Annotated in this window: 26 protein-coding genes; 11 read left to right on the top strand and 15 right to left on the bottom strand. The window is 70.8% G+C overall.

All coding sequences use genetic code 11. From position 1 onward, the window contains the following. Positions 1–10: 10 nt before the first annotated feature. On the top strand, positions 11–2,290 hold the full coding sequence (gene hypF, locus VK923_03805; protein ID HSJ43790.1) for a carbamoyltransferase HypF: 2,280 nt from the start codon (positions 11–13) through the stop codon (positions 2,288–2,290). A 403-nt stretch (positions 2,291–2,693) separates the two neighbouring features. On the opposite strand, the gene VK923_03800 is transcribed toward hypF, so the two are convergent. The 5 genes from VK923_03800 to VK923_03780 form a co-directional block, all read right to left on the bottom strand. Further along, the gene (locus VK923_03800) at positions 2,694–2,927 is read right to left on the bottom strand and encodes a winged helix-turn-helix domain-containing protein (protein HSJ43789.1); all 234 of its coding nucleotides are present in this window, start codon (positions 2,925–2,927) and stop codon (positions 2,694–2,696) included. Positions 2,928–3,552: 625 nt separating this feature from the next. After that, a complete protein-coding gene (locus VK923_03795) occupies positions 3,553–3,972 on the bottom strand; it encodes an ATP-binding protein (protein ID HSJ43788.1) in 420 nt (139 codons plus the stop codon). Positions 3,973–4,393: 421 nt separating this feature from the next. Beyond that, positions 4,394–5,179 (bottom strand): class I SAM-dependent methyltransferase, encoded by a 786-nt coding sequence (locus VK923_03790; GenBank protein ID HSJ43787.1) that lies wholly within the window; start codon positions 5,177–5,179, stop codon positions 4,394–4,396. A 2-nt stretch (positions 5,180–5,181) separates the two neighbouring features. Beyond that, positions 5,182–6,519 (bottom strand): SIS domain-containing protein, encoded by a 1,338-nt coding sequence (locus VK923_03785; GenBank protein HSJ43786.1) that lies wholly within the window; start codon positions 6,517–6,519, stop codon positions 5,182–5,184. A gap of 106 nt (positions 6,520–6,625) precedes the next feature. Continuing rightward, entirely contained in the window at positions 6,626–6,835 is a 210-nt protein-coding gene (locus VK923_03780; protein ID HSJ43785.1) for a hypothetical protein, read from the bottom strand. Positions 6,836–6,902: 67 nt separating this feature from the next. Here VK923_03780 and VK923_03775 point away from each other — a divergent pair, with 67 nt between their 5' ends. Next, entirely contained in the window at positions 6,903–7,499 is a 597-nt protein-coding gene (locus VK923_03775) for a TetR/AcrR family transcriptional regulator (protein ID HSJ43784.1), read from the top strand. Between the two features lie 199 nt (positions 7,500–7,698). Here the strand turns inward: VK923_03775 and VK923_03770 are convergent, their stop codons facing one another. Beyond that, positions 7,699–8,625: a LysR family transcriptional regulator gene (locus VK923_03770; protein ID HSJ43783.1), complete on the bottom strand. Its 927-nt coding sequence runs from the start codon at positions 8,623–8,625 to the stop codon at positions 7,699–7,701. A 90-nt stretch (positions 8,626–8,715) separates the two neighbouring features. Between VK923_03770 and VK923_03765 the strand changes: the two genes are divergently transcribed. Together VK923_03765 and VK923_03760 are read left to right on the top strand one after the other, a co-directional pair. Further along, entirely contained in the window at positions 8,716–8,976 is a 261-nt protein-coding gene (locus VK923_03765; protein ID HSJ43782.1) for a hypothetical protein, read from the top strand. Positions 8,977–9,098: 122 nt separating this feature from the next. Further along, the gene (locus tag VK923_03760) at positions 9,099–9,869 is read left to right on the top strand and encodes an SDR family oxidoreductase (protein HSJ43781.1); all 771 of its coding nucleotides are present in this window, start codon (positions 9,099–9,101) and stop codon (positions 9,867–9,869) included. Positions 9,870–10,200: 331 nt separating this feature from the next. Here the strand turns inward: VK923_03760 and VK923_03755 are convergent, their stop codons facing one another. From VK923_03755 to VK923_03740, 4 genes are all read right to left on the bottom strand, one after another. After that, on the bottom strand, positions 10,201–10,737 hold the full coding sequence (locus VK923_03755) for a gamma carbonic anhydrase family protein (GenBank protein ID HSJ43780.1): 537 nt from the start codon (positions 10,735–10,737) through the stop codon (positions 10,201–10,203). 157 nt (positions 10,738–10,894) lie between these two features. Next, the gene (locus VK923_03750) at positions 10,895–11,344 is read right to left on the bottom strand and encodes a hypothetical protein (protein HSJ43779.1); all 450 of its coding nucleotides are present in this window, start codon (positions 11,342–11,344) and stop codon (positions 10,895–10,897) included. 55 nt (positions 11,345–11,399) lie between these two features. Further along, on the bottom strand, positions 11,400–11,834 hold the full coding sequence (locus VK923_03745) for a hypothetical protein (GenBank protein HSJ43778.1): 435 nt from the start codon (positions 11,832–11,834) through the stop codon (positions 11,400–11,402). 1 nt (position 11,835) lies between these two features. After that, a complete protein-coding gene (locus tag VK923_03740; protein HSJ43777.1) occupies positions 11,836–12,207 on the bottom strand; it encodes a plastocyanin/azurin family copper-binding protein in 372 nt (123 codons plus the stop codon). 35 nt (positions 12,208–12,242) lie between these two features. On the opposite strand from VK923_03740, the gene VK923_03735 reads away from it, so the two are divergent. Next, on the top strand, positions 12,243–12,764 hold the full coding sequence (locus VK923_03735; GenBank protein ID HSJ43776.1) for a MarR family winged helix-turn-helix transcriptional regulator: 522 nt from the start codon (positions 12,243–12,245) through the stop codon (positions 12,762–12,764). 303 nt (positions 12,765–13,067) lie between these two features. Here the strand turns inward: VK923_03735 and VK923_03730 are convergent, their stop codons facing one another. Continuing rightward, positions 13,068–13,505, bottom strand: coding sequence for an SRPBCC family protein (locus tag VK923_03730; protein ID HSJ43775.1), 438 nt, complete (start codon positions 13,503–13,505; stop codon positions 13,068–13,070). Between the two features lie 151 nt (positions 13,506–13,656). On the opposite strand from VK923_03730, the gene VK923_03725 reads away from it, so the two are divergent. The 5 genes from VK923_03725 (at position 13,657) to VK923_03705 (ending at position 16,843) form a co-directional block, all read left to right on the top strand. After that, positions 13,657–13,890, top strand: a complete 234-nt coding sequence (locus VK923_03725; protein HSJ43774.1) for a helix-turn-helix transcriptional regulator — start codon at positions 13,657–13,659, stop codon at positions 13,888–13,890. Then, positions 13,863–14,411, top strand: coding sequence for an RNA 2'-phosphotransferase (locus VK923_03720; GenBank protein ID HSJ43773.1), 549 nt, complete (start codon positions 13,863–13,865; stop codon positions 14,409–14,411). Before VK923_03725 ends, VK923_03720 begins: the two co-directional genes overlap by 28 nt. Before the next feature lie 90 nt (positions 14,412–14,501). Next, positions 14,502–15,566: a winged helix DNA-binding domain-containing protein gene (locus tag VK923_03715; protein HSJ43772.1), complete on the top strand. Its 1,065-nt coding sequence runs from the start codon at positions 14,502–14,504 to the stop codon at positions 15,564–15,566. 184 nt (positions 15,567–15,750) lie between these two features. Continuing rightward, complete coding sequence (locus tag VK923_03710) at positions 15,751–16,356, top strand: hypothetical protein (GenBank protein ID HSJ43771.1); 606 nt, start codon at positions 15,751–15,753, stop codon at positions 16,354–16,356. A 22-nt stretch (positions 16,357–16,378) separates the two neighbouring features. Further along, positions 16,379–16,843 (top strand): CYTH domain-containing protein, encoded by a 465-nt coding sequence (locus tag VK923_03705; GenBank protein ID HSJ43770.1) that lies wholly within the window; start codon positions 16,379–16,381, stop codon positions 16,841–16,843. Positions 16,844–16,955: 112 nt separating this feature from the next. Here VK923_03705 and VK923_03700 read toward each other — a convergent pair whose 3' ends face one another. The 4 genes from VK923_03700 to VK923_03685 form a co-directional block, all read right to left on the bottom strand. Then, entirely contained in the window at positions 16,956–17,906 is a 951-nt protein-coding gene (locus VK923_03700; GenBank protein HSJ43769.1) for a hypothetical protein, read from the bottom strand. A gap of 196 nt (positions 17,907–18,102) precedes the next feature. Continuing rightward, on the bottom strand, positions 18,103–18,489 hold the full coding sequence (locus VK923_03695) for a VOC family protein (protein HSJ43768.1): 387 nt from the start codon (positions 18,487–18,489) through the stop codon (positions 18,103–18,105). A gap of 58 nt (positions 18,490–18,547) precedes the next feature. Continuing rightward, the gene (locus VK923_03690; protein HSJ43767.1) at positions 18,548–19,459 is read right to left on the bottom strand and encodes an ABC transporter permease; all 912 of its coding nucleotides are present in this window, start codon (positions 19,457–19,459) and stop codon (positions 18,548–18,550) included. Beyond that, positions 19,456–20,454, bottom strand: a complete 999-nt coding sequence (locus VK923_03685) for an ATP-binding cassette domain-containing protein (GenBank protein HSJ43766.1) — start codon at positions 20,452–20,454, stop codon at positions 19,456–19,458. Before VK923_03685 ends, VK923_03690 begins: the two co-directional genes overlap by 4 nt. Positions 20,455–20,741: 287 nt before the next feature. Here VK923_03685 and VK923_03680 point away from each other — a divergent pair, with 287 nt between their 5' ends. After that, positions 20,742–21,815: a polymer-forming cytoskeletal protein gene (locus tag VK923_03680; GenBank protein HSJ43765.1), complete on the top strand. Its 1,074-nt coding sequence runs from the start codon at positions 20,742–20,744 to the stop codon at positions 21,813–21,815. Positions 21,816–21,824 lie beyond the last annotated feature (9 nt).

Below are 21,824 nucleotides of genomic sequence, written 5' to 3'. Positions count from 1 at the left end.
GCCGACGCGGATGAGCATCCGGATCACCGGTGTCGTGCAGGGTGTCGGGTTCCGTCCCTACGTCCACGGGCTGGCGGTCGAGCTCGGGCTGCGCGGGTTCGTCGGCAACGACGCCACGGGCGTGCTCGCCGAGGTCGAGGGGGACCCGGTCGCGGTCGACGCGTTCCTCGTCCGACTGCTGGACGAGGCTCCGGCGATGGCGGTCATCGAGGATGTCACCGCGACGCCGATCGATGTCCGTGGGGACCCGACGTTCGAGATCGTCGTCAGCGAGGCGCAGGGCGCCCGCCACGTGCCGGTCTCGCCCGACGTCGCGACGTGCGCCGACTGCCTCACGGAGCTGTGGGATCCCCGCGACCGGCGCTACCGGTACCCGTTCGTCAACTGCACCAACTGCGGACCGCGCTACACGATCGTGCGCGACGTCCCCTACGATCGCCGGACGACGACCATGGCCGGCTTCCCGCTGTGCGACGCCTGCGCCCGCGAGTACGCCGACCCGACCGATCGCCGGTTCCATGCGCAGCCCGTGTGCTGCCCGTCGTGCGGACCGCGGCTGTCGTTCGTCGGCGCCGCCGGTACGGCGCTCGACGGCGAGCCGATCGCGCGTGTGGCGGAGCTGCTGTGCGACGGGCGGATCGTCGCCGTCAAGGGCCTGGGCGGGTATCACCTCGCCGTCGACGCGACCGACGACGCCGCGGTCGCCCGGCTGCGGGCCCGCAAGCACCGCGAGGAGCGACCGCTGGCGGTGATGGTCGCCGATCTCGAGGTCGCGCGGGCGCTGTGTGAGGTCGGCCCGCACGAGCGGGCCCGGCTGACGGGTCCGACCGCGCCGATCGTGCTCCTGCGACGCCGGGACGATGCAGGGGGCCCTGACGTGCCGGTGATCGCGCCGTCGGTGGCGCCCGGCAACCGCTTCCTCGGCGTGATGCTGCCCTACACTCCGCTGCACCACCTGCTTGCCGATGCCGTTGGTCGCCCGTTCGTCCTGACGAGCGGCAACGTGTCCGACGAGCCCATCGCCTTCGACGACGGGGACGCGCTGGCGCGGCTCGCTGGGATCGCCGATGCGTTCCTGGCCCACGACCGACCCATCCACATCCGCGTCGACGACTCGGTCGTGCGGATGGTAGGGGACCGCCCGCTGCTGGTCCGCCGCTCGCGTGGGTACGCGCCCCAGCCGGTGCTGCTCGGCCGGCCCGTGCCGCGGCCCGTGCTCGCGGTGGGTGCGGAGCTCAAGAGCACGGTGTGCCTCGCCAAGGGCCGCCGCGCCTACCTGTCGCACCACATCGGCGACCTGGAGAACTACGAGACGTACCGGTCGTTCACCGGTGCGATCGCCCACCTGCGCCGGCTGTTCGACATCGAGCCGGTCATCGTCGCGTACGACCTGCACCCCGAGTACCTGTCGACGAAGTACGCGGTCGACCTCGACGGTGTCGACCTGGTCGGCGTGCAGCACCACCACGCGCACATCGCGTCGTGCATGGCCGACAATGGCACATCCGATCCGGTGATCGGCGTGGCGTTCGACGGCACCGGGTTCGGTGTCGACGGCACGATCTGGGGTGGTGAGGTCCTCGTCGCCGACCTGGTCTCGTTCGAGCGGGTCGGCCACGTCGAGACGGTGCCACTGGTGGGCGGTGCGGCCGCTATCCGCGAGCCCTGGCGCATGGCGGCGAGCTGGCTGCGCCGCGCCTACGGCGACGACATGCCGGACGGGCTGGAGGTCGTCGAGCGCAACGCGGACCGGTGGGCGCAGGTGCTGGCCGTGGCCGAGGCGAACGTCAACTCGCCACCGACGTCGAGCGCGGGCCGGCTGTTCGATGCCGTCGCCGCGCTGGTCGGCGTGCGCGACGCCGTCAGCTACGAGGGCGAGGCCGCGATCGAGCTGGAGCAGGTCGCGGATCCGGTGGAGCGTGGCGGCTACCGGGCCGTCCTGACCGACACCGAGCCGTTCGCGATCGCAGGGTCGGACCTCATCCGGTCGGTCGTCGACGACCTGTGCGCCGGGACGCCGGTCCCCGTGATCGCCGCGCGCTTCCACGGCGCGATGGTCACCGCGGCCGTCGACGCGTGCGCGCGGGTGCGCGACGCCACGGGCCTGACGATGGTCGCGCTGTCCGGTGGGGTGTTCCAGAACGTGCTGCTGGTGGAGCGGACGGTCGCCGCGCTCGAGGGCGCGGGCTTTCACGTGCTGACCCATGTCCGCGTGCCGCCCAACGACGGGGGCATCTGCCTCGGGCAGACCGCCGTCGCCGCCGCACGCGACCGCGCCGCCACGGGGTAGCCCGGCCAACTGCGGCGGTCCGGGCGGGTGCCGCACCCGCGTGGCGGTCCGGTCGCCGATGACCGGCTGCGCACCCGGGTGCGGTCGTGACGGCGACGTCGTCAGTCGAGCAGGCGCCGGAGCAGGCCCTTGCCGGTGGTGGGCGTGCGACGGCCGCGCGGGGTGCGCGTCCTCGTGCGGGGCCGACGGCTGCGTGGGGCGCGCGTGCGGGGTGCTGGACCGCCCGATAGCGCACGTCCGACCCGCTGCAGGACGTTGCCGGCGGTTCTCGTGGGTCGTGACCTGACCATGGGAGCTCCTCGGATCGGTGGACCCCCCACGTGTGCCCGTCGTGGCGTCGATACACACACGGGCACCGTCCGGATCCCGCGGCCCGGGGCTCCGCCGGTCGTAGCAGGCTGGGTCAGTCCCGCGCGTCTCGGCGGAAGCGGTAGCCGACGCCGCGCACCGTCTCGATCAAGTCGGCGTGCCGGTCGAGCTTGCGGCGGAGCCCGACGACGACGGCGTCGACGACGTTCGAACCGATGATGGTGTCGTAGCCCCAGATGTCTCCCAGCATCTCCTGACGAGAGACCGGTGTGCCCTCGCGTTCCCGCAGGTAGTGGACGACCTCGAACTCGAGGGGCGTAAGGTCCATGCGACCGCCGTCGAGCAGCAGCTGCCGTCGGCGGACGTCCAGAATGTCGTCCTCTGGCAGCCCCAGCTCCTCCGCGGCGATGGGTGAGCCATCCGTCGACGGACGAGGGGCCGAAGTCCAGGTACAGGCCGTGGTAGGCGATCCCGTCGATCTCGACCGCGTCGTCCGGGATCGCGCCACCGTGGAAGCTCGGTCCGCAGGTACGTCCAGCGTGCCGCCGCAGCAACCGATGACGGGTCGGCTCGGCCGCCCGGAGGTGGTTGGCGACCGCCTGCCGCAGTGACTCGTGGATCGCCAGGCCCTCGCCGGTCCGGTCGACGAACGGCAGCGCCGCGAGCGTCTCGAGGCCCTTCCACGCGTCGGTGTCCGGAAGCAGGGCGCCCAGCAGCGGTCGCGTGACGCGACGGACGACCGCCGCCGCCTCGAGCAGCTCACGCGTGTGCGGGTCCAGCTCGTCGAGGTAGACCAACGTGAACTCGTCGAGCAGCCGGTCGAGCGTGATGTCGCGGAGCGCGCGGGTGGGGGTGCTCACGTGCCGCGAGCGCGCCGAGCACCAGGGTGAGCGGATGTCCCCCGGCGAACCGGACGATCGTGTCGCGGGCGACGTCGTCGACGCCGAGCAGCGTCAGCAGCTCCGTGCTCTCGGCGGTCGACAGCGGACGAGTCGTCGGGTGTCGAACGTGCCGGCGGGCAGCCGCTTCCACGCCGTGTGTGGCTCCTCGCGGCCGGCGATGAGCAGTCGCACGTTCGCTGGCAGCGCTGGGACGACCTCGTGCCGCAGCCAGGTGTCGAGCAGGCGTAGCACCTCATACTGATCGAGGCAAATGACGACTCGGTCGGCGATCGTCCCGAGCCACGCGAAGCCGTCCTCGTCCGGGGTGCCACCGATGGCGCCCCGTAGCGCACTGCGGAAGCCGGCCTCGGTCGGCTCGATCTCCTGGCAGTCGAGCAGCACGAACCGCGACGCCGGTGGGTCGGTCCACCGGGCGGTCTGCCGGAGCAGCATCGACTTGCCCGTCCCGCTCATCCCATGGACGAACAGCACCCGACAGGCTGAGCCCTCCACGAGCCCACGGAGGCGTGCGATCTCGTCGTGGCGTCACGAACAGACCTCCACGCTGAGGATGACCCGTGACCGTCGACATCGGCCTCACCCCTCAGGCAGGCATGGATCAGCGTACCGGAGGCGGCCACGACCCTGTCAACGATCCTCATGAAGTCCTCATCCGACGCTCACCGTCGGAAGGTCCATCGTTCGTAGGGTGCCGGCACGACCCGACGACCGACGGGAGCCGACCCCGGCGGGCGATCACACGGAGGCACGCCATGATCAGTCCGGCCTATCTCGCACAGCTCATCAGGAACGCGAAGGCACGGGCGGCCGCGAGTCAGGAACCGCAGCCGGCGACAGACCAGCCCGCTGCGAGCGAGTACGCACGCGCAGCCTGACTCGCCGCGGTCGACGCCTACCGTTCCACGACCATGTGGGGGCCGTCATCCGGACGGTGCGGCCGTCGTGCGATGACGGCGTAGCGCTCCGCGTCCGGCGTGTAGGTGCTCGACACGGGGTCGAGCCCGGCGGTCCGCAGCTCGGCGGTCAGCTCGTCGTGCGTGAACGGCCAGAACGTCACACGCTCGCTGATCACGTCGACGACCCGGTGGCCGTCGAGCAGAGCGACGGCCACCTCGAGGTGGTGGGGTGCGTCCCACGCCTCGGGCAGCGACCACACGCGGATCGCCAGACCGGCACGGCCGGCGCGCCAGGTCACCTCGTCGGCGACATCGAGGCTGGGGCGCCGCGCCCGGAGCCGCTCCCAGTTGCGCGACGTGACCTCGAGCATGCCCCGGGGCGCCAGCACATCGGCCATCGCCGCGAGTGCGGCGCGGCGCCCGACCGCACCCTCGGCGTGGGTCAACGAGTTGCCGACGCAGAACACGGCCTCGAACGGTCCGCGAACCGCCTCACGGAGGTCCTCCCAGCAGCACACGACCGTTGTCAGATCCACGCCATGGGCGGCGGCGAACGCCCGGGTGCGCTCGACCATGCCGGCGCTGGCGTCGGACGCGACGACGTCGAACCCGCGGGCGGCGAGTCCGACCGCCAGCTGCCCGGTGCCGCACGCGCAGTCGAGCACGTGTGCACCCGCCGGCAGCTCGCCGATCGTGCCCCCGAACGCTGCGACGGCGCCGTCGGGCTCGAGCAACGCGTCCGGCACGAGCCAGTCGTAGACCGAGGCGAGCTCGTCGTACATCGTCACGGTCTGCTGGTCACATCGGTCCTCCGGTCGATGTCGCCATCGGACGGCGTCGACGCCTCGAGGCCCAGCGCCGTCAGCTCACGCAGCACGTGGTACAGCGTGGTCTGGACCTCCTGGATGCGGTGCACCGATGCGGACGGCACGACGAAGAGGTGGTCGATCGCATCGGACTCGGCCATCTGCCCGCCTTCGTTGCCGGCGAGCCCGACGGTGATCATGCCGAGGTCCCTGGCGGCCTCGAACGCGGCGATGACGTTCGGCGAGTTGCCGCTGGTCGACAGGCCCACGACGACGTCGCCCGGCCGGCCGAACGCCCGGACCTGCCGCGCGAACACCACGTCGAAGTCGACGTCGTTGGACAGGGCGGTGATCACCGCGACGTCGTTGGTCAGGCACAGCGCCGGCAGGGGCGTCATGTCGGGGTCCGCCGGATCGAGGAAGCTCTGCGCGACCTCCTGCGCGTCGGAGCTGGAGCCGCCGTTGCCGAAGGCGAGCAGCCTGCCGCCCGCGGCGAACGCGTCGGCCAGGTCGCCTGCGCATCCGGCCACGCGCCCGGCCTCCGCGTCGCCGACGGCCCGGCGCAGCGCGACGATGTCGCTGGCCTTCTCGGCCGTCGACCGCGCGACGTCGGCGAGGACGGCGTCGAGGTCCGAGCTGCCCTCGTACAGGAATGGGTAGAGCCCCTCGATACCCCCCGTGGAGGACTGTGCTCCCACCCCACCCGAGAGCAGACCCGGCTGCTCGAAGAACACATGCACCAGCTCCCAGAGCACGTGGTAGGCGGTGACGTGGACCTCCTTGACCACGTGCGGGTCGTCGGCGGGGACCACCAGGGCGTGGTCGACCGCTGGACTCGCCGCGATCCGGCCGCCGTCGCCGCCGAGCAGGGCGACGGTCAGCAGGCCGGCTCCGCGTGCAGCCTCCAGCCCACGCAGCACGTTGCGGTCGTTGCCGTCCGAGGAGATGCCCAGCGCGATGTCGTCGCCGGACCCGAGCACGCCGATCTGGTGGGCGAACACCTCGTCGAGCCCGGACCGACGTGCGACGCCCATCAGGGTCGCCGCATCGGTGACCAGCGACAGTGCCGGCAAGGCCCGCTTGCCGACGATGACGGGGTGGACGAACTCGACCGACACGTGCTGCGCGTCGGTCGACGGCCCGCCGTTGCCGAAGGCCAGCAGCGTGCCGCTGCGATGGAACCGGACGGCCATGTCGTGGCAGGCCTGCGCGATGTGCTCGGCCATGTCGGCCAGGGCGCGACCGGCCGGCTCACGGCGTTCGAACGCGGCGATCGTGGCGTCGTGCAGACGCCGGGTGAGTTGTACGTCGGTCATCGGCTGCTCCTCGGACGGACACCGTCGAGGCTACGCCTCACGTGCCGGGCGGGGAACCCCGGTGCGCGTCGCGGGCGGGCCGGGCTCAGCCGCGTGACGGATGGCCTCAGCGGTGCAGGCGGGTGGTGTCGCGACCCAGGTGGTCGCACCCGAGGCCGATGGCCAGCGCTTCGTAGCGCGGTGCCGGGACTCTGCGGGCGGGGGTGTCGCTCGGCGTGGGTGTTCCGGGACGCACGGACTGTGGCGGGCGACGCGGGCCGAACAGCTCGCGGAGCGTGCGTCGGATCGCGGGGGTGCGCAGCGGTGTCGTGGACATGGCGCCTCCTGAAGTACACAGATCGGTTTACACCGCCAGAGTACACCGATCGGTGTACGATTGCCACATGGATGCTGAGACAGTTGCGACCAAAGACGTGCACACGCGGATGCTGGACGCCGCCCAGCGCCGCTTCTACACCGAAGGCATCACGGCGACCGGCGTCGACGCGCTGGCCGAGGAGGCCGGTGTGTCGAAGCGCACGCTGTACAACCACTTCGGGAGCAAGGACGGCCTCGTCACGGCCTACCTGCACCGCCGGGAGGAGCGCTGGCGCCGCCGCGTGGCCGATCTGCTCGATCGGGCGGGGGACGATCCAATCGCACGCCTGTGCGCCTACGTCCGCGGGTACGGCGAGCGACCGGACGGCACCACGTTCCGTGGCTGCGCGTTCATCAACGCCGCGGCCGAGCTCGCCGACGACGGGCATCCCGCGCTGGGTGTCGTCCGTGGGTCGATCGACAACGTCGAGCGGGGTCTACGCCAGATCCTGGTCGATGCCGGGGTCGCCGACGCCGACGCGCTGGCCGCCCAGATCCTTCTGGTCCTCGAGGGCGCCATCGCGGTCGGAGGCATCCGCCGCAGCGAGGATGCGTTCGACGAGGCCGAGCGTCTGATCGCCCGGCTCGTGACGCCGCACCTGCCGTCGGCCATCGGTAGCTGATGGCCGCCGACAGCCTGCCGGTGCTCGGTCAGGCTGACAACCCCGGATCCGAACCGCGCAACTCGCCGCCGGGAAACCCGGCCGGTCCTGGGGAGTAGGTCGACCGATGTGGTGGGTTGGCTCCCCGGAGGTGCGGGTCGGGTGGGTCTGGGAGGCGGTCGACCGGTGTGGTCGGTGCGCTCCCCGGAATGGGGGTCCGTCAGCCGGTCGTGGCCACCGTGCGGGTGCGCAGGTCGGCGGTCATCTCGCGGGCGATCTCGATGAACCTGCTCGCCGTCGGCGACAAGGTGCGGCCGCGCCGCCAGCCGATCGACACGTGCCGCGGTGGGATCGGCGGGTCGAGGTCGCGGACCGCGACGCGTGTGTCATCCGGCTCGATCGCGAGCAGCGGCAGCACCGCCATGCCGATGTTCGCGCGCACCATGTTGATCACGGCCGCGTTGTCGTTGGCGCGGAACACGTAGTCGGGCTCGAGGCCCGCCGCGCGTAGCCCGTTGTCGACGCGACGCTGGCATTGGTTGTCCTGCTGCCCGATCAGCCCACGCCCGCGCAGATCGTCGACCGGCACCGGCCCGTCCCCGACGTCACCGGGCCGCGCGACCAGCACGAACGGGTCGATGAACAACTCGACCTGTTCGATCTCGGGCGGAGCCTCACCGGCGAGGAAGCTGATGTCCAGCTGCCCGTCCAGCACCCGGCGGACCAGCTCCTCCTCGTCGTCGATCTCGACCAGGCGGGCCTCGAGCTGGGGACGCTCGGCCCGCAGCGCGCCGATCAGCTGGGGGAGGAGGGCGGTCGACACGCTCTGGTAGGTGCCGATGTCGATGCGGCCGATGACCCCGGCGCGGAACCGTTCGATGTCGCGGGCGGCCGCGTCGGCCCGCTCGAGCATGTCGTGCGCGTGTCCGATGAGCATCTCCCCGAGCGGGGTCAGCTCCACCGGACGAGGGCCGCCTGGCCGGTCGAACAGCGGTGCACCGACGGCGCGTTCGAGCGCCGCGATCTGCTGGCTCACCGCCGACTGTGTGTAGCCGAGCTGTTCGGCCGCCCGACCGAAGGTGCCGGCGCGGGCGACGGCGTCGAACGCGATGAGGTGTCTGATCTCGAGGGCTCGTCCGGCGACCATGATCATCAGCTCCGCTTATCAATACGACTAGAGACTATCGCTAGTCATGATGCTCTGCCGAGCATAGCGTTGCCTGTGAAGGAGGAGATCATGAGCATCAACGACCGCTACCTGTACCGGATCGCCGACGACATCGACCGCCACGGCATGGGCGCGGTCGAGTGCGACGTCGAGACGATCGTCGACCACGCACACCGCTCCGGGATCACCGGCGCCGCGCTTTCCGTTGTCAGCGACACCCGCGAGCCGGAGGTGGCCCGTGCCCGCGCCTTCGGCATCGTCGCAACGCGCCTGTGGCAGCAGGGCCGCGAGTCCGCAGACCCCCTGCGCGTGCTGACCGCGATCCGCTGACCTTGGCGCCGCGAGCGCCGACGTGCACACGACCGGTGGCCACGCGCCACCGGTCGTCGCATGTCCTGACGGCGGCGGGGATACTGAGCTGCGTCCAGCCCTAGCGCAGCGGAGGTGGACCCATCAGCACCGTCGTCGTCACGGGCAGCACGCGGGGGATCGGGTTCGGGCTGGCGCGGGCGCTGCTGACCCGCGGGTGCGACGTGGCGCTGTGCGGCCGGTCACAGGCTCGCGTCGACGACGCGCTCGGCCGTCTCGGACGCGGGTCGGCGGCGCGCCTGCTGGGACGTCCGTGCGACGTCGCCGACCCCGCACAGGTGCAGGCGCTGTGGGACGCTGCGGTCGACCGCTTCGGCCGGGTCGACATCTGGATCAACAACGCCGGCATTTCGACGCGCGCAGCGCCGCTGTGGGAGCAGGATCCTGCCGACCTGTCCGCCGTGGTCGCCACCAACCTGACCGGTACGGTCCACGGCAGTCGGGTGGCGATCCACGGGATGCTCGCCCAGGGGGAGGGCCACGTCTACCTCATGGAGGGCCTTGGCAGCCGCGGTGAGGTGCGCCCGGGCACCGTGCCGTACGGCACCACGAAGTACGCCGTGCGGTACCTCGCGAAGGCGCTGGCACGTGAGACGAAGCACACACCCGTCAAGGTGAGCACGATCAGTCCCGGCATGGTTCGCACCGACCTGCTGCTGGGCAGCGTGACGCTCGACCGCGCCGACCGTGCCAAGCGGATCTTCGACGTCCTCGCCGACGACGTCGAGACGGTCGCGCCGTGGCTGGCCGATCAGGTGCTGGCCAACACGCGGTCGGGAAGGCGCATCGCCTGGCTCACCGCGCCGAAGGTCGTGGCACGGTTCGCGTCCTCGCTGTGGGACCGGAAGAAGTGAGCCCGGGCTGACAGCTCAACCGCCGGTCGCCGCGGCGACCCGGTCCGCGAGTGCAGGCAGCACGGCCGTCGCGGGCGCGCGCAGCGCCGCTCCGCCGGTCCTGCGTGCCAGGTCGCCGAACGGGTTGCCGTCGGTGTTGACGTCGATCGGTGTCGCGCCGACAGCCGCGGCCCGCTGGGCGACCAGGGTCGGCAGCGTGGTCGCACCCGACGTGCCGACAGTGATCAGCAGCGACGTGTCCGCTGCCGCCGCGAGCGCGCTGTCGAAACGGAAGCGCGGCTCGTCGTAGGTCTCGTCGAACCACAGGACGTGGGGTCGCAGCCACCCCGCGTTACAGGTCGCGGTGCTGCGCGGCGAGCTCGACGTAGTGCCGCGCGCCGCCGGCGATTAGCTCGCGCTCGGCGTCGGCGACCTGGCGGCGCACCTTGGCGGGTACGCCGGCGGCCAGTGAACCCGCGGGGATCTCGGTGTCCTGCGTGACCACGGCACCGGCGGCGATGAGCGACCCGCTGCCGACCGTCACGCCGTTCATGAGCACCGCACCCATGCCGACCAGTACGTCGTCGGCGATCCTGCAGCCGTGGATCACGACGCGGTGGCCCACGGTGACCCGGTCGCCGATCTCCAGGGGGTAGCCCTCGTCGGCGTGACCGACGCAGCTGTCCTGGATGTTGGTGTCCTCACCGATCGAGATGTCGGCGACGTCGCCGCGAAGCACCGTGCCGTACCACACCGACGACCGCGCGCCGACGCGGACCCGGCCGATGACCGTCGCGCCCGGGGCGACGAACGCGTCGGCGGCGATCTCGGGCGTGTGCCCGCCAAACGACGTGATCCGCGCTCCGGTCAGCTCCGTCTCCGCCTGCACAGCCGCTCCCCACATCCGACATCCGATGGCGGGTGGGATGCTAGCCCGTGTCAGTCGGCGTCGGCGACGCAGAGGCCGTGCAGCTCATCCAGGCAGGCGCGTCGCCCCCGGTCGCGTGACCGGTCCGGTCGTCAGCCACGTCGCGCTCGTCGACAGGTCAGGGCTGCCAGCCCAGGACCGTCGTGCCGTACCACAACACGCCGGCGATCGTCGCCCCGGTGACGAATGGGATGGCCAGCGCGACGGCGGGATCGGAGCGCCGGAGCCACCATGCGCCGAGCAGTCCGACCAGCCACAGCCCGTGGATGGTCAGCACACCCGCGCCCGGCGCGATCAGTCCGACGGGCAGGATCGGGACGAACAGCAGCAGCTGCAGGGTGAGTCCGGCGATCGCCATGGCCCGGTCGCGTGGCGCCGGTGGGCGGTTCACCGCCCGCGGGCGCGGCGTGACGCCGACCAGGACCGCGGCGACCACCAGCACCAGGCTCGGCAGGATCCGCGGAGGCGGCTTGAGGCCCATCAGGTCGGCGAGGTAGAGCACAAGGGCGGCGATCGCCAGCGCCCAGGCGACGAGGCGACGGGTGCGGCGGGGTGACATCGTCGCCAACCGCACCACCTGGGATCGTCCCGTGCCGTAGGAAGGGATCCCGGTCCGCTGTCGCTCAGGAGTGCATCGCGGTCCGGGCGTGCTCGGCTCCACCCTGCCACCGGTCGGGCGTGCCCGTCGTCAGGCTCCGCCCGATCGAGCCGCTGAGCGCCACCGCGCCTGCGAAGATGCCGACGCCGAGCGGCACGTGGATCGCGGTTGGCAGCGCGCCCGGGGCCCAACCGAGTCCGGCCTGCACCTGGAGCGCGACAGCCAGACCGACCGTCCCCCAGAGCGCGACGCGGGAGCGCTCACCGGCGATCCGGTGTGCGATCGCGACGACGAACAGCAGGAGGCCGGCGAGCTCCACGATCCCGCCCACGGCGCCGTGCGCGCCGAGCAGGTCGTTGAGCCCGCTGACGAACTGCCCCGCCAGGACCGCCTGCACGAGCACGGCAAGGGTGACGAGGTGGACGAGGCCGCGGTGGAGCGGCGACAGGAACGCGCGCATGTCAGGCCCCCTGCCCGACGGCGGCGACCACGGTCACGGTGCCGCGCATCCCGCCGTGCAGCGTGCAGTGGTAGGCGTAGGTCCCCTGCTCGCTGAAGGTGTGCTCGAACGTGCCGTCGCGCTGGACGGGGCTGGAGAAGCCGTCGCCAACGACGTTGTGGTCGCTGTCGCCCTCCCACTGCCACGTCAGGGTGTCGCCCACTGTGACCTCGGCGTCCGAGGGTTCGAAGTCGTTGTCGACCACCCGCACCGTCGACGTCGCAACGGGTGGGCCGGGCTCATCGGTGATCCCGGCCGCGACGGCGCCGCAGCCGGCGAGGAGGAGGACCGTCACGAGGACGGCGGTCAGCTGGAGGTACGGTGTCGTTCTCATGCTTGGCATGGTGAACGTTCAACCTGGTGAAGGATATGCGGGACGACCCCGAACCCGACCCCGACGAGGTAGGGGCAGATCAGGGATCACCGCCGGCGGGTGCCGGACGGCCGCTCGTCGTCGAGGTCGATCGTGCCTTCCGCGAGCTGTTCAGTGCGGTTGACACCGCACTCGACGCCGCCGCTGCGCACCTCGGGATCAACCGCACGGACCTGCGCTGCCTCGAGGTGCTCGACCGCCGCGGTCCGCTGACGGCCGGTGCACTGGCCGACGCCGTCGCGCTGTCGGCCGCCGCCGTGACGAAGGTCGTCGACCGCCTCGTCACGCTGGGTTATGTCGAGCGTTCACGCGATCCGGTCGACCGCCGCCGCGTCGTCGTGCAGACGACCGAACTGGAGCGGGCGCGCCGCCGCGAGGTGTTCATGCCGCTCGTGGTCGGCGGCATGCGCCTGCTCGGTGAGCACACCGACGACGACCTGCGCCTGCTGCGGGCGGTGCTCGAGCGTTCGACGGCGCTCAACCGTGCCCACGTGGCCCGGCTGACCGGGGATGCGTGACGCTACCCCCGCTGCTCCACGGGCCGGACGTCGACTGCCCGAACCGCTCGCCGCCACCCCGGTGCCGTCGCCGGCGCTCAGGGCCATCCGTCGGCCGGAGCCTGTGGACGGCGAACCGGTGGCCGCAGGATTCGGCGATGCGCAGCTGGTACGACAGCGTCGACTCAGGATCAGCGCCGCCAGCAGCCGGAGCGCAGGGACGAGTCGATCGCCTTGGGCCTCGAACCTGCGTCGGAACGACAGCGGTGGTCGCCGGTATCGCGCAGCTTGCCGAAGGCGATGCCACAGACGGCGAGGGTCGGGTCAGCGGCCGCTGAACCGGTCCGTCAGCGCCTGCAGACCGGCGTGGTAGACGGTCATGACCGTGTTGCAGACCTCGGCCTCGTCGGCGTCGGCGACGTCGAACTGCCCGACCCACTCGACGAACGTCGTCTCGTCGGCGGTGACCCTGCGCAGTCGCAGCTCCGACAGGTAGTTCGCCAGCGGGACCGGCCCCTCGGTGATCGTGAACGCGCACGAGTGGTCCAGGTCGCTCAGCGCGAGCAGCTGTTCGTGCTGGCTGCCGCCGTCGGGGAGCGGCAGCGTCCGCACGCAGCCGACCGTGTCGCCCCTCTGGTCGCCCTCGATCCTGCTCTCGGTCACCACCGGGTGCCACTCCGCGAAGCGGCCGAAGTCACGGATCAGGGCCCAGACCTCCTGCACCGGCGCCGGCACGATTGCGCTGCAGTACACCTTCGACATCGTGACCCTCCTGTTCGACGCGGCGATCAGCCTGACCGAGCGGGCGCCCGCGGTCAATGGACATCGCCACCCGTGCACGAAGATGCGGGATGGCGCCGTGGCGCATGGATGCGCGTGTCGTGAGGAGCGCCGACGACCTGTACGCTGCAGCATGCGGATCGACTCGGACCTGCTGCGCTGGCTGCGTGACGAGCGTGGGTTGTCGGTCAACAAGCTCGCCCGGATGTCGGGCGTCTCCGTCGACGTGATCACGGCGATCGAGGACGGGCGCTACCGCGGGAGTCCCGACTGCGCTCGCAAGCTGGCCGATGGGCTCAGCGGTGCCGGACACGGCGAGCCGGTGCTCGCCGACGACCTGTGGATGCACGAGGACGACCGGCTCTGAGTGACCGGCGTCGGCTGTCGAAGGCGATGGCCTACCATCTGCGGCATGGCGGGCACGTCACGCTGCTCCCCGGTGGGTGGGCGCGGGTCGACGCGCTGCTCGAGGTGCTGCGGTCTCCGGCGACGCGGGAGGCGATCGCCGCCGTCGTCGCGGCAGGTGAAAGACCGCGCTTCGAGTTGTCGGAGGACGGCGCGCTGATCCGCGCACGCTACGGCCACAGCCGCGAGGTCGACCTAGGCTACTGGCCGTCGCAGCCTCCTGACCTGCTGTTTCACGGTACCGCGGCGTCGACGGTGCCGCTGGCGCTGGCCGACGGCATCCTCCGCCGCGGGAGACGGTACGTCCACCTGTCGGAGACGGTCGCGGCCGCACGGGACGTTGGCGCGCGCCACGGCCGGCCCGCGGTGCTGCGTGTCGCCGCGGGGCGGATGGCGGCCGACGGTCAGCTGCTGTTCCGGGCCGCCGCGGGCATGTGGCTGACCGACGTCGTGCCGCCCGACTACCTGACGGTCGAGGAGTGAGCCGGCTCCGCGCACCTGTGGATAACCTGTGGATATCGTGCGGGCTCCGGGTCGGCGATGGGTGTCCATCCGCCCTCTAGGCTCACGGACATGACCGGGCCGATCAGGACGCTGACCGATCGTGAGCTCAACCGCGCCCTGCTGGCGCGTCAGCACCTGCTGCGGCGGTCAACGGCGTCGCTACCGGCGATGCTCGAGTCGGTGGGTGGGCTGCAGATGCAGTACGCGCCGAGCGGCTACGTCGGGTGCTGGTCCCGCCTTGAGGGCGTGACGCGGTCGCGCGTGACCCGGGCGCTGGAGCGTCGTCAGGTCGTGCAGGCCACTCTGCTGCGGTCGACGATCCACCTGGTCTCGGCCGCCGACTACCCGGTGCTGTTCGAGGCGACGCGTCAGAGCCGGCAGGACAACGGTGCGCGGGCGGCGCGGATGCGAAAGCTCGACGCGCTCGATTACGACGCGGTCGCCGCGCAGGTGCGCGGCTGGTTCGCCGACGGTCCGCTGGAACGCTCCGAGCTGCTCAACCGGCTCGAGGCGGAGGGCATCGACGCCGCCTACTGGGAGACGCTGAGCCAGTGGCTCGAACTGCTGCGGGTGCCGCCGCAGGGGACGTGGGAGCGGCGGCGCGCCCACCTGTACGGGCTGGCGCACCACGAGCTACCCGCGTGGTCCGCGCCGGTCGAGCACGACGCCGCCATGGCGCTGCTCGTCGAGCGCTACCTGGGCGGGTTCGGACCGGCGAGCCGCGACGACCTCGCCTCGTGGGCGGGCATGCCGGTCGGGGCGTTCGACGACGTGCTCGATCGGATGACGCTGCGGACGTTCGCCGACGAGGACGGTGGCGAGCTGCTCGACCTGCCACGCCGGCCCCTGCCCGACGGGTGCGTGCACGTCCCCGTCCGGTTCCTCGGCACGTGGGACGCCACCCTGCTCGTGCACGCGCGTCGCACCCAGCTCCTGCCGGAGGACCGTCGCGACAAGGTGTTCCACATCCGCCGGCCGCACTCGGTGAACACTGTGCTGGTCGACGGTCAGGTCGCCGGCACCTGGACCATCGAGAAGCGCGGCGTGGTCGTCGCTCCGTTCGTACCGATCCCCAGGCGGTTCCGTGACGAGCTGGAGGACGAGCAGGCCGCGCTGGAGGCGTTCGTCGGGTGACCGGCCAAGGGGCCAGCGCTGGGGCGTGACCGACACGTCCGCCCACGTCGGCGGATCGCCCCGCCGTGCTGCGCGCCTGCCGCGTGCTGCGATGCCGCAGCGCCGTCGACTCGACGGCAGCACGCGGTCCTCCCCGTGACCCGTCCTCTACACTGGGAGGGCAGTCGGCGAGGTGGGTGCGCAGATGACCACCGGGGGCGAAGCGCGGTTTGAGTTCCGTGTGTGGGGTGACCGTCTGGATGGCGTGAGCGACCGGTTGCGCGCGCTGGCGGAGGCCGGCGAGGGCCGTGAGAGCGCCGAGACCTACGTCGTGTCAACCGCGGTGCTCGATGTCAACCCGAAGGCGCGAGCCGACCTGCTCGACATCAAGCGGCTCGTCGACGTCCGGGACGGGTTCGAGCAGTGGACCGTGCATCGGAAGGTCGGGTTCCCGGTGGATGCCGGAGAGCTCGCGGATGACCTGTTCCCGCTGCTCGGGGTGGCGCCGTCGTCACTGGACCGGGAGGCCTACTCGCTGTCCGAGCTGGTCGACGAGGTGGTGGAGCCGCACCCGGACCTGGCCGCCGTCGACGTGACCAAACGCCGTCAGATGTACACGGTCGACCCGTGCGGCGCCGAGGTCTCGCAGGTCCGCATCAAAGGGCGTGCGATTCGGACCGTCGCGATCGAGTCGACCGATCTCGACGCGTTGCGCGAGGTTCGCCGGGAGCTCGGGCTGGAAACGAACGACAACGTCAGCTATCCGCGGGCGATCCGGGACATGCTCGGAGGGCGGTTCGCGGTCCGCTGACCACGGACCGGGAGGTTGTCGCGTGGGCACAGAGATCGAGCGCAAGTTCCTCGTCACCGACGACAGCTGGCGGGACCAGGGCACGTCGACGGTGATCCGCCAGGGGTACCTGTCGACGGTCATGGAGCGCACTGTCCGTGTCCGCGCGGCCGGCGACGAGGGCACGCTCACCATCAAGGGGATCACGGTCGGCGCGACCCGGACCGAGTTCGAGTACGAGATCCCCGTCGAGGATGCCAACACCATGCTCGACGAGCTGTGCGAGCAGCCCATCATCGCGAAGACCAGACACGTCGTCGAGGTCGACGGCACGATCTGGGAGATCGACGAGTTCGGGGGCGTCAACGAGGGGCTCATCGTCGCCGAGGTCGAGCTGGACAGCCCCGACGAGGAGTTCACACGTCCCGACTGGCTCGGCGACGAGGTCACCGACGACCCCCGCTACTTCAACGCCAACCTCATCGCCCACCCCTATACGGAGTGGTGAGCCCGCCGGGCCGTCCCTGCCCTACCAGCTCTGCCGCAACATTCGAGGATGGGCCGGTGGTCTTCGCACGCAACCTCACGCAGCGTGACCACCGGGCGTCGTTCGCAGTGGATCAGCGCGTGGGTACCTGCACGACGTCGTAGTCGATGGAGACAGGTGGGCCGCCGAGGATCGGTGGCGGTGCGACGTCGAACCGCGCGTTGACGACATAGAGGCGACTGCCGAACATGGCTGCCGTGGCGGGCACGCGGAACAGATCGCTCGTGATCGCATTGACGATCTGACCCGATGTGAGGTCCGGCCGAAGCTCCACGACCGCAACCGTGTTCAGGAAGTTCTGCACGACGTACAGCGTCCTGCCGTGCAGCACGATGCCGTCGCCGAAGGGCACGGCACCGCCGCCGAGGTCGATCTCGGTCGCCACTCCCGTGGCCGGGTTGATGCGGTAGAGGACCCCGAGCGTGGAGTGGACCGCGATCAGCGTCCTGCCATCGGCAGTGGCGTCGATGCCGTTGAGGTTGATCGGCAGGTCCCCCTCGGTGACGAACTGGAAGTCACCTGACAGGGGGATGGCGCGGGGTGCGCCGGCCGGGGCTCCCCGGTTGGTGAGCGGGACTGACCAGAGCTCGTCCGCCAGCGAGTCGGTGATGTAGACCGCGTCGCGGGCGACCACGAGGTCATTGATGAAGGCGCCGGGGATGGCGATCTCGTGGATCAGGTCGCCGGATGCTCCGTCGAACGCGAACAGCTTGGTGCCTTCGCCGTCACCGCCCACCGCCCAGAGCAGGCCGGAGCGGCGGTCGTACTTCAGTCCCGCGAGGAACCGTCCCTCGACGCCCGCTGCGAGCACGGCGCCCTCGCCGGTGCGAAGGTCGCCCTTGTACACCGCCCCGTCGAACAGGGACCCGACGTAGAAGTCATGGCCCGCGCCGACCTCGATGCCCTCCGGGTAGAAGCCGTCCGGCAGCGGAATCCGCTCCGGGTAGCTGGCCGCCGCGGCGGGACTGGCCGCAAGCACCAGGGCGGTCACGAGCATGGCGATGGCGAGCACTGGACGTCGCATGATGAAGCTCCCGCGCGGCTGTCATGCGATTGTGTGTCCTCTGCAGCGTGGCGTCAAGCACCGAGCGCGCCCGGGCACCGCGGAGCGATCCGCCCTGTTCCGCTGGGTTCGCTGTCCGCGCGTAAGACCCTCACATGCGCCGTGACCGTTGACGACACGAGCTCGACCGATGTCGACGGAGCCTGGTACGACACGCTCAGCTGCCGCCGCTGCCGTACGGCCTGGTCAGGATCTCGAGGAGGTGGCTTTCCGGGTCCTCGAAGTACACGCCGCGCCCGCCGTCGCGCGTGTTGATCTCACCGGCACGTCGCTGGCCGGGGTCGGCCCAGTGAGCCAGCCCACGTGCCGTGATGCGGTCGAAGATCTCGTCGAACTCGGCCTCGGTGACAAGGAAGGCGTAGTGCTGTGACGTGACCTCCTCGTCGGTGTGCATGAAGTCGAGCGACACGCCGTTGGCGGCCTCGACCACGATGAACGGCCCGTACCGTGTCGGCGCGGGAAGCCCGAGGATCCCAGCCATGAAGCTCGCCGACCCCTCCGGATCCCGGGCGGCGACGATCGTGTGGTTCAGCTCTGCGGGCATCACGGCTCCTTCTCATCCGCCCGACCGGGACCTGAGCTCACGCTACACGCGCGGGGCATCAGTCGCGGATGCTGATCAGCCACATGGCCAGCACGTTCATGACGACGCCGAACCCGGCGATGATCCCGATGGCCAGTGCGACGCTGATCTGCTGACCGCCGATCGACAACGCCACGCCGGACGCCGCCAGCCGGTCCATCACCGCGTCTGGCAGGCCCTGGGCCTCGAGGATCAGTCGCCGCAGCGGATCGACGGCGTAGCTCACCGGGTTGATGCGGACCAGGACGTTCATCCACGCCGGCAGGCCCTGCAGCGGGAAGAAGATCCCCGACAGGAAGATCAGCGGGAACATGACGAACTGGTTGATCATCTGGAACGACTCGATGGAGCGCATGCGCGCGGCGATCGCCACGCCCATCGACGACAGCGCGAAGGCGCCCAGGAACATGATCGGCCAGAGTTGCAGCACCAGCAGTGGGCTCAGCCGCACGCCCACGAGCGGCGCGAACGCGAAGACGACGGTGCCCTGCAGCGTAGCGACCGTGGCCCCACCGAGCGTCTTGCCGAACGCGACCGCTGCCCGGCTGACGGGTGCGACCAGCATCTCCTTGAGGATCCCGAACTCGCGGTCGTACACCAACGAGACGGCGTTGAACAGCGCCGCAAAGAACACCGACATCGCGATGATCCCGGGGAAGATGAACTGCTCGAAGTTGACGGCCTGCGCACCGCCGCCGATCAGGCTGCCCATCGCTCCGGACAGCCCGCTGCCGAAGACGAGCAGGAAGATCAGCGGAAAGCCCGTCGAGCTGATGATGCGGGGCTTGTCACGCCACCAGTGCAGCATCTCCCGCTTCCAGATGATGCCGATCGCACCCGCGATCATCGCGTGGCGGCCTGACTGGGCGCTGGCGTCGGTCAGCGGTGTGCGCGCGTCGCGGATGGAACCGGGTTCGGCGGCGGGGCTCATCGACGCCTCCGCGTGGTCATGAATCGCCGCATCCGGTCGCGCGCGACGTCGCCGGCGTCCAGTTCGGTTTCGCGGATGGTGCGCCCGGTCAGCTTGAGGAACACATCGTCAAGGGTGGGCCGACGAAGGCTGGCGCCGTCGATCTCGCCGGGGAACCCGCGGACCAGCTTGGGGATGAACCGCGCGCCGTCGTCGACCTCGACGCGGACCTCGGAGTTGCGCCGGCTCGGCTCGAGGGCCTGGTCGCTCAGGTAGTCGACCAGCGCCTGCGGCTCGGGGGCGGTGACCACCACGACGTCACCGCCCACCAGGTGCTTCAGGCCCTCGGGCGTGTCCAGCGCGACGATGCGGCCGTGGTCGATGATCGCGATGCGGTCACAGAACTCGGCCTCTTCCATGTAGTGGGTGGTCATGAACACGGTCACACCCGTCTGCTCGCGGAGGCTACGGAGGTGCTGCCAGACCGAGCGCCGTGACTGGGGGTCCAGGCCGAGCGTCGGCTCGTCGAGGAACAGCACCGCGGGGACGTGCAACAGGCCGCGGGCGATCTCCAGTCGGCGTCGCATGCCGCCCGAGAACTTCTCGACGATGCTGTCAGCCCGGTCCTCGAGGTCGACCAGGCGCAGCGCGCTGTCGATCCGTCGTGCGCGTTCGGCCCGCGGCATGCCGTACAGCACGGCGTGGAACTCCAGGTTCTCCCGGGCCGTCAGCCGCTCGTCGAGGCTGGGCTCCTGGAACACGATGCCGATCGCCTGCCGGACCTGCGCGTCGTCGTGGTCGACGTCGTGCCCGGCGACCCGCGCGCTGCCCTCGGTCGGTCGTAGCAGGGTCGTCAGCATCGAGATCGTGGTCGTCTTGCCGGCGCCGTTCGGTCCGAGGAACCCGAACACCTCGCCCTGCCCGACCGCGAAGTTCACATGATCCACGGCGACGAAGTCGCCGAAGCGGCGGGTGAGGTCCTCGACGACGATCGCCGGTCCAGTGTCGGCAGCCATCGACGTACATCCTATGGACGTCGACGGCCGCTGAGCTCTGCTCGTGCTTCGCGGATCCTGCCGGCATGCGTTGTGCTCGGCGTGAGCGTGATCCACGTACCTGACGCGATCCTCGACGAACCCTTCTCGACCCTCCACGCCCGCAGCCGAACATTGACGTGCTACGACGAGCGCGGTGTAGGGTCGACGGACCCTCATCTCGAGGGAGGATGGAGTGAGTTGTGCCGAGCATCGCGGCTGCTGTCAGCACCCGAGGCCGTCGTTCGACCATCGGAGCGGCGGTCCTTGTGGTACTCCTCGTCGCGGCGAGTGCGTCGGCGGCGCTGGCGCAGACGACGCAGCTCGGGGGGAAGCTGCGCGCGGGCGAACAGATCCTGATCTTGGAAGGTGAGGTCTTCGAGGGCGACCTCTACGCGTCCGGCGGGACTGTGCGCATCGAGGGCACCGTGACCGGAGACCTGATCGCTTCGGCCGCGCAGGTCGACGTCACGGGACGGGTGGGCGGTGACCTGATGGTCGCCGCGGGTCAGGTTGACCTCGCCGGCGAGGTCGGCGGCGACGTCCGGGCGGCGGGCGGGCAACTCAACGTGCCCGGGACGATCGGAGAGGATCTGTTCGTCGCCGGTGGTCGTGTGACGCTGTCCGGTGACGTCGGTGAGGATCTGGTCTTCGGAACGGGCCAGATGGTGTTGAACGGCAGTGTCGGCGGCGACGTCCTGGGGTCCGCCGGTGCCTACACGCGAAACGGGACCATCGGTGGGACCGAGAACGTCACCATTGTCGAACCCGAAGAGCGTGCGCCGACGGTCGCCGACCGGGTACTCGCCGCCCTGCAGCGGTACGTGAGCATCCTGGCGCTGGCGGCGCTCGCGCTGATGTTTGCGCCGCGCGTGATCACGGATCCCGTCCGCACCCTGCGGCAGCGGCCTCTCACGAGCCTCGGCCTTGGAGTGCTGGCACTGGCCGGCGTCCTCGTCGCGGTGGCCATCCTCATCCTGATCGTGACCCTTCTCGCGATCATCCTTGGGTTCCTCGGGCTGGGTGACCTGCTCGCCGCGCTCATCTTCGCGGTGGTCGTCATGCTGGTCGTCTTGAGCTTCCTGCTGTTCCTGGCCGTGGCGTTCGGCGCTCCCGCCATCGTCGGCATGACGTTCGGCGACCTGGTGATCGGCTCGACCTCCACCGGGCGACGTTGGTGGTCGCTGATCATCGGCCTGCTGCTGGTCGTGGTCGCGACCTCGCTACCGATCGTCGGCGGCTGGCTGGCCTTCTTCGTCGTTGTGTTCGGATTGGGCGCGATCCTGCTCGCGCCGTTCTCGCAGACGACCCAGGAGAGCCGCCAGCCGGTCGAAACGCCCTGACGATCGCGC

It is taken from the genome of Euzebyales bacterium (genome assembly GCA_035461305.1).
Classification (GTDB): domain Bacteria; phylum Actinomycetota; class Nitriliruptoria; order Euzebyales; family JAHELV01; genus JAHELV01.
This window is presented reverse-complemented; position numbering and strand designations above follow the sequence as displayed.

Excerpts from the sequence above, each read along its gene's own strand:
- hypF (HSJ43790.1), top strand. The coding sequence starts at position 11 with ATGAGCATCCGGATCACCGGTGTCGTGCAGGGTGTCGGGTTCCGTCCC.
- VK923_03800 (HSJ43789.1), bottom strand. The coding sequence starts at position 2,927 with ATGGACCTTACGCCCCTCGAGTTCGAGGTCGTCCACTACCTGCGGGAA.
- VK923_03790 (HSJ43787.1), bottom strand. The coding sequence starts at position 5,179 with ATGTACGACGAGCTCGCCTCGGTCTACGACTGGCTCGTGCCGGACGCG.
- VK923_03785 (HSJ43786.1), bottom strand. The coding sequence starts at position 6,519 with ATGACCGACGTACAACTCACCCGGCGTCTGCACGACGCCACGATCGCC.
- VK923_03780 (HSJ43785.1), bottom strand. The coding sequence starts at position 6,835 with ATGTCCACGACACCGCTGCGCACCCCCGCGATCCGACGCACGCTCCGC.
- VK923_03775 (HSJ43784.1), top strand. The coding sequence starts at position 6,903 with ATGGATGCTGAGACAGTTGCGACCAAAGACGTGCACACGCGGATGCTG.
- VK923_03770 (HSJ43783.1), bottom strand. The coding sequence starts at position 8,625 with ATGGTCGCCGGACGAGCCCTCGAGATCAGACACCTCATCGCGTTCGAC.
- VK923_03765 (HSJ43782.1), top strand. The coding sequence starts at position 8,716 with ATGAGCATCAACGACCGCTACCTGTACCGGATCGCCGACGACATCGAC.
- VK923_03745 (HSJ43778.1), bottom strand. The coding sequence starts at position 11,834 with ATGCGCGCGTTCCTGTCGCCGCTCCACCGCGGCCTCGTCCACCTCGTC.
- VK923_03740 (HSJ43777.1), bottom strand. The coding sequence starts at position 12,207 with ATGAGAACGACACCGTACCTCCAGCTGACCGCCGTCCTCGTGACGGTC.
- VK923_03735 (HSJ43776.1), top strand. The coding sequence starts at position 12,243 with ATGCGGGACGACCCCGAACCCGACCCCGACGAGGTAGGGGCAGATCAG.
- VK923_03730 (HSJ43775.1), bottom strand. The coding sequence starts at position 13,505 with ATGTCGAAGGTGTACTGCAGCGCAATCGTGCCGGCGCCGGTGCAGGAG.
- VK923_03725 (HSJ43774.1), top strand. The coding sequence starts at position 13,657 with ATGCGGATCGACTCGGACCTGCTGCGCTGGCTGCGTGACGAGCGTGGG.
- VK923_03715 (HSJ43772.1), top strand. The coding sequence starts at position 14,502 with ATGACCGGGCCGATCAGGACGCTGACCGATCGTGAGCTCAACCGCGCC.
- VK923_03710 (HSJ43771.1), top strand. The coding sequence starts at position 15,751 with ATGACCACCGGGGGCGAAGCGCGGTTTGAGTTCCGTGTGTGGGGTGAC.
- VK923_03700 (HSJ43769.1), bottom strand. The coding sequence starts at position 17,906 with ATGCGACGTCCAGTGCTCGCCATCGCCATGCTCGTGACCGCCCTGGTG.
- VK923_03695 (HSJ43768.1), bottom strand. The coding sequence starts at position 18,489 with ATGCCCGCAGAGCTGAACCACACGATCGTCGCCGCCCGGGATCCGGAG.
- VK923_03690 (HSJ43767.1), bottom strand. The coding sequence starts at position 19,459 with ATGAGCCCCGCCGCCGAACCCGGTTCCATCCGCGACGCGCGCACACCG.
- VK923_03685 (HSJ43766.1), bottom strand. The coding sequence starts at position 20,454 with ATGGCTGCCGACACTGGACCGGCGATCGTCGTCGAGGACCTCACCCGC.